Origin of the sequence: Sphaerotilus sp. (assembly GCF_034519685.1) — a bacterium.
Taxonomy (GTDB): domain Bacteria; phylum Pseudomonadota; class Gammaproteobacteria; order Burkholderiales; family Burkholderiaceae_C; genus Sphaerotilus.
Genome location: NZ_JAXHOF010000006.1, coordinates 143,543 through 155,777, shown reverse-complemented (window position 1 = coordinate 155,777; position 12,235 = coordinate 143,543). Strand labels below are relative to the sequence as shown.

Genomic DNA, 12,235 nt, shown 5'->3' with positions numbered 1-12,235 from the left:
AAGTCAAGGCGACAGCACCGTGACGCTGGGAAAGTAGGTCCGGAACCGCGCCGCATCCCGCGTCAGCAGCGGCCAGCCCTGTACCGCCGCGTGGGCGCCGATGAAGAAGTCGGGCAGCACCTGGGTTCTGGTGCCACCCCGGCGGCGGTACTGCCCGAACGCCTTGCCCGCGAGAAACAGCGCCGCCTTCGGCATCTCCTGGACCACCAGCCCCATGCGGTCGAGCACCGCATCCAGCGCCTCGATCGTCGAGAACGACAGCGACACCTCCGCATAGACCACTGGGTTGATCACCAGCGCATGCACCTGCGACTGGGCGCGCAACTGCCCGATGGACCAGTCGGCCCACACGGGATCGTCCTGCAGCACATCCAGCAGGACATTGGTGTCGACGAGCAGCATCGTGGCCCCGCCGGTCAGTCGTCGGCGCGCAGCAGCTTCATCAGCTCGTCGGTGCGCCAGCGGATGTCGGCCGCACCACGCACCGCGTCGAACCGGTCCGCTGGCCCCGCAGACCGCACGCCGGGGTTGGCGACGGGATGCAGCACCACCTCGCCCTGTGCATTCACCGTGAACTCCACCGCCGTGCCGGGCTGCAGGTGCAGGGCGTCCCGGATGTGCTTGGGAATCGTGACCTGGCCTTTGGTGGTCAGTGCGTGGGGCATGCGCGCTCCGGACGGAAGTGTTACTGGAGGCCGGATGGTAATACCGGAGCACGCGCCCCGTCACCTGACAGTCGCCCCCGATCGTCGCGTATCGTCCCGCCCCATGCTCCTGCGCATCCTCTCCATCCTGTTCCCCCTCTTCGCCATCACCGCCGTCGGTTTCATCGTCGGCCGGCGTCTGAAGCCCGACCTGTCACACGCCAACCGGCTCAACATCGAGGTCTGCACCCCCGCGCTGGTGTTCGGCGCGCTGGCGGGCAAGGCCTTCCACCCCGAGCAGTACCTGCCGCTGCTCGGCGCCGCCTTCCTCGTCATCGCGGGCAGCGGCCTGGTCGGCTGGGCGGTGGCGCGGCTGGCGGGGATTGATCCGAAGACGCTGGTGCCCCCGATGATGTTCAACAACTGCGGCAACCTCGGGCTGCCGCTGGCGGTGCTGGCGTTCGGGGCGGATGCGCTGGCGCCGGCGGTGGTGCTGTTCACGCTGTCGAACCTGCTGCAGTTCTCCTTTGGCACCTGGCTGCTCGACCACCACGCGCGGCTGGCCACGGCGTGGCGCTCGCCGTCGGTGCTGGCGGCGTTCGCGGGGCTGGCGGTGGGCATGGCGGAGGTGGAACTGTGGCCACCGCTGCTGGTGGCGATCCGCATGGTCGGGGAGATCGCGGTGCCGCTGATGCTGCTGGCGCTGGGCGTGCGCATGGCCGAGTCGCGCATCACGGCGATCGGCTTCGGCGTGTTCGGCGCGGCGCTGCGGCCAGTGGCGGGCATGGCGCTGGCGTGGGTCGCCGCGCGGCTGATCGCGCTGCCGCCGCGCGAGGAGGCGCTGCTGCTGGTGTTCGGCGCGCTGCCGCCGGCGGTGCTGAACTACATGCTCGCCGAGCGCTATGGGCAGGAGCCGGACAAGGTCGCCTCGGTGGTGCTGATCGGCAACATGGCCGCCCTCGTCTTCATGCCCGTCGCGCTGGCGTTGGCGCTGCAGGCCTGAGCGGGCGGGTGTCGTGTCACACGAACCCCCACCCCAGCCCTCCCCCGCTGGGGGAGGGAGCAAGACAAGACCGCCTGGGTCTTCTCTCCTCCCCCCAGCGGGGGGAGGTCGGGAGGGGGGCCTTCGGGGTCAGCAGACATCGCGATTGACAGACAGCCCGCGCGAACACCTCCCGTCATGCCCGCGAATGCGGGCACCCACGCAGGGAAATGACCGTCTTTGGCGGGCTTGGATCCTCGCATTCGCGAGGATGACGGCAGTTGGGGTAGGACCGTGGAGGGTTGACGCAACACCTGAACGGCGGGATCAGCCCGCCAGCGCCGCCCGCACCGCCCCCGCGAACGCCGCCACCAGCAGCACCGACACCGGCCCGATGCTCAGCATGAAGCCCAGCGCCCGCTGCGCCGGAGCGCGCGTGTAGGCGCGCTGGTAGATAACACGGCCGACCAGATAGACCGCCCCGATCGCCGCCATCGCCACCGGCGACCAGTAGCGCGCCGCCATCCACAGGGACGGCACGAACACCACCAGCAGCTCCAGCGTGTTCATCTGCACCCGGTAGTGGCGCTCGAACAGCTCGTTGCCGGTGGTGGCGGGCGCCTTCACGCCGTACTGGCCGCGGGCGCGGCCGACCAGAGCGCCGAAGACGAGGTACTGCGCAAGGGCAAGGAAGGTGACGAGGTCGATCCAGGGCATGGGGAAGATCCTGCAGGTGGGAGGGGGAAACGGTGCAGCGTACCGCGTCGCGTGTGACGAACCCAACACCTACCACTGCGTTTACAGTCCTGCACGACGATTTCACCCTCAGCAGCGATCAGATCACCATGCAATCACCCACCCCCCTCCGGTCCGTGCCGCAATCGAACATCTTCCGCCCGGGCGACGTGTTCGTGCTGTTCGGTGAACTGTTTGGCCGTGGCTATGCCAACGGGCTGGTCAACGAGGCGCGCAACGCCGGCATGGAGATCCTCGGGATCACGGTCGGCCGCCGCGACGACGACAACCGGCTGCGTCCGCTGACCGACGAAGAGCTGGCCGTGGCCGAAGCCAACCTGGGCGGCAAGATCCTCAACGTGCCGCTGATGGCCGGCTTCGACCTCGACGCGCCCCCGGGCCAGCCCACGCCGACCGACCTGCTCGGCACCATGACGCTCAAGAACTGGACCGAGGTGAAGCTCGACTGGGCGCACATCGACCAGTGCCGCGCGATCGGCGTGCAGCGTTTCAAGGACGGTGTGGCCGAGGTCATGGCGCACCTGGACGGCCTGATCGCCGACGGGCGCAACGTCTTCTTCGCGCACACCATGGCCGGCGGCATCCCGAAGGCGAAGGTCTTCCTGGCGATCGCCAACCGGATCTACAAGGGGCGCGGCGAGCGATTCATGGCGTCGAGCCAACTGCTCGACAGCGACCTGGGCAAGCTGATCCTGCAGAACTTCGACGAGGTGACGGCCAACACCTTCCAGCACCTGATCGACGGCAGCGCGGCGATCCGTGCGCGGCTGGAGGCCAGCGGCGGGCAGGTCCGCTACTCGGCCTACGGCTACCACGGAACCGAGATCCTGATCGACGGCGAGTACCAGTGGCAGACCTACACCAGCTACACGCAGGGTCTGGCCAAGATGCGCCTGGAGCGCATCGCGCAGGCGGCCTGGGCGCAGGGCGTGAAGGCGACGGTCTACAACTGCCCGGAGATCCGCACCAACTCGTCGGACATCTTCGTCGGCGTGGAGCTGCCGCTGTTCGCGCTGCTGCTGGCGCTGAAGAAGGAGGCCGGCGGCGACTGGGCCGAGGCGCAGTGGCAAGCCTGCCGCGACCTGCTGCAGGAAGGGCAGTCGCTCGAAGCCGTGCTGCAGCAGATCGTCGAGTTCAACGGCAGCGACGTGGCCGAAGGCTTCCGCGACTTTGCGGCCTGGCCGATGTCGAACACGCCCGAGCTGGCCGACATCATGATCGGCACCTCGGACGCCATCACGCAGATGCACAAGGACCGCAAGGCGCTCATCACCGACCACCTCAGCGCGCTGGTGCTGGAAGCGGTCGGGCCGCTGATGTTCCACGAGTCGTCCAGCCCGAGCGGGCCGGTGCTCTGGCTCAACCATGACGTCATCGCCAAGCAGTTGAACCAGTTGCACGCCTGACGGCGTGCGCGCGTTCAGACCTCGGTGATGAACGCCGAACGCGGGCGGCGCACCTTCTGCAGGTTCACCAGCCAGTCGCCTTCGGGCTGGCGGTAGCCCAGCGGCAGGATCACGGCGCTGCGCAGACCGCGCGCCCGCAGGCCCAGGATCTCGTCCAGCGCGGCGGGGTCGAAGCCTTCCATCGGCGTGCAGTCCACTTCCTCGAAGGCGGCGGCGACCATCGCGGCCGATAGGCCGATGTAGGCCTGGCGGGCGGCGTGCTGGAAGTTCACTTCCGGGTCGCGCTGCGGGTAGGCGGACAGCAGCATGTTGCGGTAGTTCTCCCAGCCCTCGCTGCGGAAGCCACGGACCTCGTTGGTCAGGTCGAACATGTGGTTGATGCGCTCGGCCGTGTAGTGGTCCCAGGCGGCGAAGACCAGCAGGTGCGAGCCCTCGGTGATCTGGGCCTGGTTCCACGCGATCGGCTGGATGCGGGCGCGCACGGCCGGGTCGGTCACGACGAGGATCTCGTAGGGCTGCAGGCCGCTGGACGTGGGCGCCAGGCGGGCGGCTTCGAGGATGCGCTCGACCTTCTCCTGCGGCACGGCCTTGGCCGGGTCCATCTTCTTGGCGGCGTAGCGCCAGTGCAGGCGGTCGATCAGCTCGGACGTGGGGGCGGTGATGGTGGGGTGCGGAATGGGTTGGTTCATGTGCGGACTGTAGGGGTTTGTCCGTTTTCCTGCCTCGACCCCCAGCGCATCACCACGTTCCGCATCAGCGCACGCCCCTCAACGCTTGACCTCCAGCGGCGCGCGTGACGGGACAGTTGACGACGATGTCGGTGACCTCCAGCGCGACCTCGCTTTTCTCCTCGGCCGCCAGCAATGCTTCTTCGGATTTCAACTCGCGCTTCAGGGACTGGCCTGACCCATCCCATTACACACAAGTCTGTCCGGTGAGGTGACGGGGAGACGTGAGGGAAACTGTCGGGATGACGAAGTGGGCGCAAGAAGAACTGAGGACCATCCCTTTCAAGGTGAGTCCCCCCAGAGTCGGTAAGCTGCAGGAAGGAAAGGCCAACAGGAGACTGAGATCTGGGAAGCGGTGATTGAGCGGTTCGAGCAGCAGACGCCGGCGAGCGTGATGGCGCGCATGGTTCTGGAGGAGGCGCTGCCGGCGCAGTGGATCGACGAGGTGTTCGAGGCGCACCGCGGGCAGCAGTACGCCAGGACGCTGATGTTCTCGACGGTGGTGGAGTTGATGACACTGGTGACGCTGGGGCTGAGGCCGTCGCTGCACGCGGCGGCCATGCAGAGCCGAAGTTTGCCGGTGTCGCTGGCGGCGCTGTACGGGAAGGTCAGCGGGACGAGGCCGGAGTTGCTCAGGGCGCTGGTGCAGGGCAGCGCGCAGCGGCTGGGGCCGGTGATGGGCAGCCTGGACAGGCCGAGGAGTTTGCCGGGGTGGAGGCTGAGGGTGGTGGACGGCAACCACCTGGGGCGCAGCGAGAAGAGGCTGGGGGTGTTGCGTGGTCGGCGTGGCGCGGCGCTGCCGGGGCACGCGCTGGTGGTGTACGACCCGGACGAGGCGCTGGTGCGGGATCTGGTGGCGTGCGAAGACGCGTACGAGAGCGAGCGGGTGGGGGTGATGCCGCTGGTGGCGGGGGCCGAGCCCGGGGATCTGTGGGTGGCCGACAGCCACTTCTGCACGCGCGCACTGCTGCAGGGCTGGCAGGACGCGGCGGCGAGCTTCATCGTGCGTGAGCATGGGCGCCACCCGAGGGTGGGCGAACGCGGGGCGTGGAGCGAGGCGGTGCGCATGGACACGGGCTGTGTGCGGGAGTGCGCCATCACGCTGCGGGCCGTGCGCGGGCAGGCACAGCCCTGCACGCCGTGGCGCTGCATCGAGATCGAGCTGGACGAGCCCACCGAGTCGGGCCGCACGACACTGAGGCTGTGGAGCAATCTGCCCGCGACGGTGGAGGCGACCACGATCGCTGCGCTGTACCGCAAGCGCTGGCGCATCGAGGGCCTGTTCGGGCGGCTGGAGTCGGTGCTCGACAGCGAGATCAAGACCCTGGGGCACCCGCGCGCGGCGCTGCTCGGGTTCACCGTGGCGGTGCTGGCCTACAACGTCCTGGCGCTGCTGCAGGCGGTGATCGAGCAGGCGCACCGGCCCGCCCTGCCCGAGCTGGAGGTCTCCACCTTCCATCTGGCGCAGCACGTCAAGCAGGGCTTCGAGGGCCTGCTCGTGGCGGTGCCGGCCCAGTGCTGGTCCGATCGGGCCGAGCCTTCGCCCGAACGCCTGGCGCGGCGCCTGCTGGAGCTGGCCATGCACCTGCCGGCCAAGAAGCTCGCCACGGCCAAGCGCGGGCCCAAGGTGGCCGCCTCCAAGGGTTGGGTCGATGGCCGAACTGCCCGATCTCATTTCTCCACCGCTCGACTTCTCAAGGCTTCCGGGCGATCACCTTGAAAGGGATGGAACTGAGGACGCTGTCGCTGGGCGACGCGAGGCTGGACAAGCGAGCGGTGCTGCTGGCGGAGCAGTTGGCGCAGAGCCCTGGGGCGAGCATTCCGAAGGCGTGCGGGGACTGGGGCCAGACGCAGGCGGCGTACCGGTTCCTGGGGCACGAGGACACGAGCGGGGAAGCGGTGCTGCAGGCGCACGCGCAGGCCAGCGTTCGGCGCATGCAGGCGCAGGCGGTGGTGCTGTGCTTGCAGGACACGACGGAGCTGGAGTTTGACGGGCAGAGCGCGCAGGGGCTGGGGCGGCTGAACTACGAGGCGCGGCGGGGGCTGTACGTGCATCCGACATACGCGGTGACGCCGCATCGAGAGCCGCTGGGGCTGGTGAATGCGTGGAACTGGGCCCGGCAGCCCAAGGGGCAGGACGGGCAGATCGACGAGGGAGTGCGCTGGGTGGAGAGCTACGCGCACCTGGTGGGGCTGGCAGAGGGGCTGCCCGAGACGAGGCTGGTGTGCGTGGGGGACCGGGAGTCGGACACGATGGCGCTGTTCGAGCGTGGACAGTGCAGCGGCTGGGCGGTGGACGTGCTGGTGAGGGCGCAGCATGACCGGGTGCTGCCGGGCAAGCAGGCGGGCAAGCTGTGGTCCAAGGTGATGGCAAGCGAGTCGCTGGGCACGGTGGTGTTCGAGATGCCGGCCGGGCGAGGGCGCAAGGCGCGAGTGGTGCAGCAGGAGCTGCGGGCGCAGCGCGTGGTGCTCAAGGCGGCGGGGCCGGACAAGGCCGGTGAGCCGGGGCGGCCAGCCATCGAGATGACGTGCGTGATCGCCAGCGAGGTGAATGTGCCGGTCGGGGCCAAGCCGGTGATCTGGCGGCTGCTGAGCAACCGAGCGGTCCAGACGCTGGAGCAGGCGGCCGAGATGGTGGAGTGGTACCGAGCCCGCTGGGAGATCGAGCTGCTGTTCCTGGTGCTCAAGGAGGGCTGCCGGGTCGAGCGGCTGCAGCTCGGTCACATCGATCGGCTGGAGACGGCCCTGGCGATGTACCTGATCATCGCCTGGCGCATCAACCGGCTGATGCGGCTGGGCCGGCAGTTGCCCGAGTTGCCGGCCGAGCTGTTCTTCGAGGACATCGAGTGGCAGGCGGCGTTCATCCTCAACCGCAAGAAGCCCCCGAAGGAGCGCCCGAAGCTCAACACCGTGGTGCGCCTGATCGCTCAGCTCGGCGGCTTCCTGGGGCGCAAGCATGACGGTGAACCCGGTGCGAAGACCCTCTGGCTGGGCATGCACGAGGTCAACACCTTCGTGCGGGGCGTGCGCTTCGCTAAGGAGATGGGGGCTTGTGTGTAATGGGATGGGCCTGACCACCGAACGAGCACGACCCGCCACAGCGGGCTGTAGCTCAGGTCTTGATTCTCCGGTCCAACCGGGTTTGGCGCAGACTGGAAGATGCTGATCTGCTCTCCGTTGGGAAACTTGTAGACACGCGAGACGAGGGAAGATCCCGACGGCAGTTTCACGGCGGCAGCGAGTGCGGGGACATGGTTTGCCCCCGCCATTCTGGCCATGGCCAGGTCAGAGACGTCGGTGGTGATGTAATCAACGATCCGGCCTTCGAACCAAGCCCTGTTCAGCGGGAGCACGGTTTCGCTCTTCCCTACGTCGAACAAGGGCGAGGCGCAGGCCGTGAGCAACGAAGTGAGAATGGCGAGCAAGGCGGTGAAGCGCACAGTGGGGGTCTTTCTGCGGTTTACTGGATAACAGGGACAGGCCCAAGCCGGGCCGCCGGTCGGCCGGGGTGAATCCTCATGCGCTGGCGATGAGCGGGACTGACGAGGGGGTTTCTCCCTCTCGGCGTTGCACTTCAGTTTAGAGCGTGCCGAGCTAAGCGGGCGACAACGGCATGGCGCGTTGGACAGCAAGCGCAAAATGGGGCGAAGCCCCAGCGCTTGATGGCCAGCGTGACATGCCGTTGACGCTCCGCTTGAGCGAGTGGTTAGGCCCCACCCGCCGCCTGTGGAAGTGGTGCGGGCCAGACCACGAGGTTGTAGACAACGCCTCTCCTATTGAACTCTTTCTGCATCCACTGCACTAGCTTCAGCACCAGGATGACCTGAATTAGCGCGACTCGCTTTTTCGTATCGGCGGTTGCCCAAGTGTATGAAAGCTGCTTCCGCTGTCCAGTCGTGTCGACTCCGTCCAAATAGATTTCGAATTGCTCGCAGGGAAGGATCTCTTGGTCCGAAGGGAGTGCATTGACCCTGTCGCGGAGCGAAATGAGTGCGCTCTCCTCAATTTTGTAAGCAGTTTCAAATAAATTTAATACTTAAAATTTAAGCTCAAACTTCTTTCCTTTTCCAAATCCATCAATTATTTCAGTCACATCCTGCTCTAAAATTATCTTGTCCCGACGTTTAGCCTTCATCCATGCGTACTTCATTTTGTGCCAAAGCCGCTCGATTCGATTAAGTTCAGGACTATAGGCCGGAAGGCGATAAAAACTCACACCTTTCTCCGCGAGAGCGGCCATGACATTTATCATTAGCTTGCTCGTATGAATCGATGCATTATCCATAACAATAGTCAGTGGTTTTCCAACATGATGAACAAGATTTTCAATAAATGCAGAAAAAGCGGCTGAGTCAGTAGTCTTCCATAGTTTGTGCGCGTAAAGCTGGCCGGTCGATAGCATTGCCCCAATCACATTGAGTCTGCTTCCACGATCTGCCTGTATCAGGTGCCTCTCTCCTTTGGGACTCCATGCATATTGGTTTGGATGTACCGCATCGAACCCAGTCTCGTCTACATATGCCAGAACCAGCTCTTCGTCTTCTGCCTTCTTCCTCAACTCTGTAAGTTCTTGTTTTGCCTTGATAAATTTGACTTCATCCCGTTTTTTTTAATGACGCCCTTGTTCTCTTCCACACAAAATCAACTGATTTTAGTGCATTACTCAGTGTCGCCGGATGCACCGCATCTCCACCGCATTCAATATGAAAAGCCAATAATTGTTTGGCTGAACTTGGCTCCGCGCGAGCTTTGTTCACAATATTCTGCAACTGTGCTTCTGTGATCTTCGATGGCGCACCACTTCTTGGGCGGTCCACCAAGCTTTCGTAGCCGCGAGCAACCCAATCTCGTTTCGTCAGTCCAACAGTTCGGTCATGGATTCCGACCAGCAAGGCTGTTTCAGCAGTTGACTTGGTCTGATGCAGTGTCAAAAGTGTCCTCGCCCGTTCTCTTTTTCGCCAGTTCTCATCCCTGGCTTCGATTTTGCGAAGTTTTTCCAGATCTTCTGGGGCGAGAGAGAATTCACGGCTCTTGAGCATGATTCAAAATCATTGATGTGGTGTCGCAACTATACACGCAGCGATGAAAATTTAAAAACAATCAAATTTGATTGAGGCTGCTTAGACAGCATGTTTACCATCTGTGACGCGATACACGCGCTCTACCAAGAAAACCCACTGATGAAGCAGCTCACGCCAATAGGCGTACCGCTTTCCAACGTAAACACCTGAACTGGACGAATTGGTGATGCTATTCATGAGAAATAACGAATGAAAGGGGCTTCCCCACCATTCTGGCCATAAGTGAGAACGGTGAGCAAGGCGGTGAAGCGCACAGTGAGGGTCTTTCTGCGGTTTACTGGATAACAGGGGCAGGCCCAAGTCGCGCGCAGGGATATCCGGCTTGACATCAATTGAAACTTCGTCGAGCGCGCCATCTTGTTGAACCGCCCACGGTGGACCCGCATGGTGGATGGTGTGGGATTGAGAGATAAATACTCACGGCTCCCGATTAGGCATCGGCGCTTTGGCTCTTGAGCTTGGCAGCGATATAGACAATAGCTGAGGCCGAAAACTCAAAGAAGAACTCTGCTTCCAGCTTGCCGAGCGACGATGCCGTTGTGCCACCGTGCCGCACGAACGACTTATTGCTGGCAAAACCGTAGGCTTGACTGACAAGGCGCTCAATGTCTTCGTCCAAACCCGCCCGCTTGATCATCTTTCCGAGCGTTCCCTGCGGCTCGTTGAGCAAGATCATGAGGCATGACTCAACGGAATTGATGGCCTCTTTTACTGCGTTCTCGAAGTCAGGTGACGACGACGCAATGAAGTTCTTGGCTTTCAACCACTGCGCACGGACTGGCGAAAGCTCGTCTTCGAGGACTTCATTCGCCCTTACCCAGTTCTTTGAAGTGGGTTTATGTGCCTGAATGCGTTTGAGATCGAGAAGAATGTCCGCGTAAAGCTCTTCGACATACGCTCGCCTACTGGAGTAGGTCTTTAGTTCTTGCAACTTGCAAAAGGCCCAAAATATTTCTAGTGATCTGTGCGGATTTGGATGAGCATATTTCGACATTTCGAGCGCAACGTGGACCGAGGCATAAAGTTCTTTGTACTCGCCTGGCTGCTCCTTGGTTCGGCCATCCGTGACAAAGGCAATCATCAGCGCTTGGAGTTGCTGTATCTGAGCGCCAAGTTCAAGAGCCTGCTGGGTGTTCACGTTTGGGGTATTCCGATGCTTAACGTTTGAGTTGATCCGCCCGCCGAAGGCGGTGCGGGTCGAACGAATTGGTTAGGCGTTTACGTGGTCGAGTGTTGTTACTGTGTTTTTAGGGAGGTAACTGCTGTTCTTACGGCATCGGACTTGCAGTTAACAGGCTCTATTCCAACAATAAATGAATGCGGGTTTCGGTGAATTACTGCAGCCACCGCGAAACCGAGATTATTTTCTGAGACTTCACATATCATGGATATGCAAATGTCCATAGCAGCAAATCTATTCATCCTATGAGACGCGTCGATTGCCAACTCTAAAGCCCTGGCTTTCAAATCAACGGGAACGCCATCCCCCTTAAATAATATTTTCATATAAGAGGCAATTGATTCTGAAAACCCCCAGCCATAGCCCTCGCTCTCAACCATTAATTTGTAAACATCCAAGAAGCGCCCCAAATGTGATGTGGCGAGTGGTGGTTGTCTCAGTACGAAGAAGATTTCTTTCTCAAATTCCAAGCACAATCGGATCTTGTCATGAGTAGCGAGAATAAACAGTTTCTCCAGAAATTTCGTGAATTGAGTGCTGTCGTATTGATTATCGAGTTTGAGGCGCTGGATTATGTTGCTGAATAGCTGTTGGGTTTCTGATATTGTCCCGTTTCTGCCAATAATTACGTCATATGCAATAACCAAATTTTGCTTTAGGTCTGGCAGGCTTTGATAGCGTTGCCGTTTATCTATAGCGCAGGCGCGTTCAATAACATAATATATTGGGGCGGGTATGCCGTCAGGCATAAGATAAACTGGATCTCTTCGAGTAAGGAGCACGTAGAAGCTTTTGCCGAGCATAAATATGTCGCTGGCGGCGTCTGCATTTTTAAAGCCTCCGCTGTTAAGAAATTCTGGGGGCAAATAGCCGGGTGTTCCCCAATACATTGAACTGCGTGTGAAGGCAGTCCCTGATTCAAATTCCATGCTTAACCCAAAATCAGAAACAAATATTGAATTGTTTGAGATTAGGAAGTTTTGTGGTTTTATATCTCGATGATACTGGTTCCTTGCATGCAATTCTGAAATACAGTTTATCATCTCTAGAAATACTGATTCTTGGAGGGTTGGGTTGTTATTTAAATTGGGGTGCAGTCTCGTTAGATCGCCGCCTTCATAATATTTCATAACAAAAAATGGAGGCTCGACATCGAGATCGTAATCTACGAGTTGTGCCACTTTAGGATTACCTCTGTATTCGCTAAGTATTCTCACTTCACGTCTGAAACGTGCCGTAATTTCCTCGCCAATTTGGCGGCAATATTTTAGTACCAAAGGTTCTCGGCTTCTACCGCTCGTGTCGGTAACGAATAAGATTTGACCCATGCCGCCTGAATCGCTACATAAACCGTCGATGCGATAACGACCGGCAACAACTTCTCCAATTCTGTACATGTAGTCCTCGTGTTAGTTTGACGCTTGTGGAAGAAAATTGTCGTTTGAGATATATTGTCCG

13 protein-coding genes and 1 pseudogene are annotated in these 12,235 nt (G+C 61.3%); 4 read left to right on the top strand and 10 right to left on the bottom strand.

Annotated features, from left to right (window positions below; all coding sequences use genetic code 11):
• Positions 1 to 3: 3 nt before the first annotated feature.
• Together U5O44_RS11785 and U5O44_RS11780 are read right to left on the bottom strand one after the other, a co-directional pair.
• Positions 4 to 402 (bottom strand): type II toxin-antitoxin system VapC family toxin, encoded by a 399-nt coding sequence (locus U5O44_RS11785; protein ID WP_322588670.1) that lies wholly within the window; start codon positions 400 to 402, stop codon positions 4 to 6.
• Positions 403 to 416: 14 nt separating this feature from the next.
• Positions 417 to 665: an AbrB/MazE/SpoVT family DNA-binding domain-containing protein gene (locus tag U5O44_RS11780; protein ID WP_322588669.1), complete on the bottom strand. Its 249-nt coding sequence runs from the start codon at positions 663 to 665 to the stop codon at positions 417 to 419.
• Positions 666 to 768: 103 nt separating this feature from the next.
• Between U5O44_RS11780 and U5O44_RS11775 the strand changes: the two genes are divergently transcribed.
• Complete coding sequence (locus U5O44_RS11775) at positions 769 to 1,647, top strand: AEC family transporter (protein ID WP_322588668.1); 879 nt, start codon at positions 769 to 771, stop codon at positions 1,645 to 1,647.
• Between the two features lie 306 nt (positions 1,648 to 1,953).
• Here U5O44_RS11775 and U5O44_RS11770 read toward each other — a convergent pair whose 3' ends face one another.
• Positions 1,954 to 2,343 carry an MAPEG family protein gene (locus tag U5O44_RS11770; RefSeq protein ID WP_322588667.1) on the bottom strand — a complete coding sequence of 130 codons (390 nt, stop codon included), beginning with the start codon at positions 2,341 to 2,343 and terminating at the stop codon, positions 1,954 to 1,956.
• 128 nt (positions 2,344 to 2,471) lie between these two features.
• On the opposite strand from U5O44_RS11770, the gene U5O44_RS11765 reads away from it, so the two are divergent.
• Positions 2,472 to 3,788 carry an enoyl ACP reductase FabMG family protein gene (locus tag U5O44_RS11765; RefSeq protein ID WP_322588666.1) on the top strand — a complete coding sequence of 439 codons (1,317 nt, stop codon included), beginning with the start codon at positions 2,472 to 2,474 and terminating at the stop codon, positions 3,786 to 3,788.
• A gap of 14 nt (positions 3,789 to 3,802) precedes the next feature.
• On the opposite strand, the gene U5O44_RS11760 is transcribed toward U5O44_RS11765, so the two are convergent.
• Together U5O44_RS11760 and U5O44_RS11755 are read right to left on the bottom strand one after the other, a co-directional pair.
• Positions 3,803 to 4,477, bottom strand: a complete 675-nt coding sequence (locus U5O44_RS11760; RefSeq protein ID WP_322588665.1) for an NAD(P)H-dependent oxidoreductase — start codon at positions 4,475 to 4,477, stop codon at positions 3,803 to 3,805.
• Between the two features lie 64 nt (positions 4,478 to 4,541).
• Entirely contained in the window at positions 4,542 to 4,670 is a 129-nt protein-coding gene (locus U5O44_RS11755) for a hypothetical protein (protein WP_322588664.1), read from the bottom strand.
• 240 nt (positions 4,671 to 4,910) lie between these two features.
• On the opposite strand from U5O44_RS11755, the gene U5O44_RS11750 reads away from it, so the two are divergent.
• Positions 4,911 to 6,236 carry an IS4 family transposase gene (locus U5O44_RS11750; protein ID WP_322588457.1) on the top strand — a complete coding sequence of 442 codons (1,326 nt, stop codon included), beginning with the start codon at positions 4,911 to 4,913 and terminating at the stop codon, positions 6,234 to 6,236.
• A 5-nt stretch (positions 6,237 to 6,241) separates the two neighbouring features.
• Complete coding sequence (locus tag U5O44_RS11745; RefSeq protein WP_473964713.1) at positions 6,242 to 7,576, top strand: IS4 family transposase; 1,335 nt, start codon at positions 6,242 to 6,244, stop codon at positions 7,574 to 7,576.
• A gap of 11 nt (positions 7,577 to 7,587) precedes the next feature.
• Here U5O44_RS11745 and U5O44_RS23115 read toward each other — a convergent pair.
• The 5 genes and pseudogenes from U5O44_RS23115 to U5O44_RS11725 form a co-directional block, all read right to left on the bottom strand.
• Positions 7,588 to 7,869, bottom strand: a pseudogene (locus tag U5O44_RS23115) (DUF7482 domain-containing protein); the annotation flags it as partial.
• Between the two features lie 683 nt (positions 7,870 to 8,552).
• On the bottom strand, positions 8,553 to 9,074 hold the full coding sequence (locus U5O44_RS11740) for an IS630 family transposase (protein WP_322587417.1): 522 nt from the start codon (positions 9,072 to 9,074) through the stop codon (positions 8,553 to 8,555).
• A 37-nt stretch (positions 9,075 to 9,111) separates the two neighbouring features.
• Entirely contained in the window at positions 9,112 to 9,555 is a 444-nt protein-coding gene (locus U5O44_RS11735; protein ID WP_322588663.1) for a helix-turn-helix domain-containing protein, read from the bottom strand.
• Positions 9,556 to 10,027: 472 nt separating this feature from the next.
• Positions 10,028 to 10,735 (bottom strand): hypothetical protein, encoded by a 708-nt coding sequence (locus tag U5O44_RS11730; RefSeq protein ID WP_322588662.1) that lies wholly within the window; start codon positions 10,733 to 10,735, stop codon positions 10,028 to 10,030.
• A gap of 98 nt (positions 10,736 to 10,833) precedes the next feature.
• Positions 10,834 to 12,174, bottom strand: coding sequence for a serine/threonine protein kinase (locus U5O44_RS11725; protein WP_322588661.1), 1,341 nt, complete (start codon positions 12,172 to 12,174; stop codon positions 10,834 to 10,836).
• Positions 12,175 to 12,235: the final 61 nt, after the last annotated feature.

Excerpts from the sequence above, each read along its gene's own strand:
- U5O44_RS11785 (WP_322588670.1), bottom strand. The coding sequence starts at position 402 with ATGCTGCTCGTCGACACCAATGTCCTGCTGGATGTGCTGCAGGACGAT.
- U5O44_RS11780 (WP_322588669.1), bottom strand. The coding sequence starts at position 665 with ATGCCCCACGCACTGACCACCAAAGGCCAGGTCACGATTCCCAAGCAC.
- U5O44_RS11775 (WP_322588668.1), top strand. The coding sequence starts at position 769 with ATGCTCCTGCGCATCCTCTCCATCCTGTTCCCCCTCTTCGCCATCACC.
- U5O44_RS11770 (WP_322588667.1), bottom strand. The coding sequence starts at position 2,343 with ATGCCCTGGATCGACCTCGTCACCTTCCTTGCCCTTGCGCAGTACCTC.
- U5O44_RS11765 (WP_322588666.1), top strand. The coding sequence starts at position 2,472 with ATGCAATCACCCACCCCCCTCCGGTCCGTGCCGCAATCGAACATCTTC.
- U5O44_RS11760 (WP_322588665.1), bottom strand. The coding sequence starts at position 4,477 with ATGAACCAACCCATTCCGCACCCCACCATCACCGCCCCCACGTCCGAG.
- U5O44_RS11750 (WP_322588457.1), top strand. The coding sequence starts at position 4,911 with ATGGCGCGCATGGTTCTGGAGGAGGCGCTGCCGGCGCAGTGGATCGAC.
- U5O44_RS11745 (WP_473964713.1), top strand. The coding sequence starts at position 6,242 with ATGGAACTGAGGACGCTGTCGCTGGGCGACGCGAGGCTGGACAAGCGA.
- U5O44_RS11735 (WP_322588663.1), bottom strand. The coding sequence starts at position 9,555 with ATGCTCAAGAGCCGTGAATTCTCTCTCGCCCCAGAAGATCTGGAAAAA.
- U5O44_RS11725 (WP_322588661.1), bottom strand. The coding sequence starts at position 12,174 with ATGTACAGAATTGGAGAAGTTGTTGCCGGTCGTTATCGCATCGACGGT.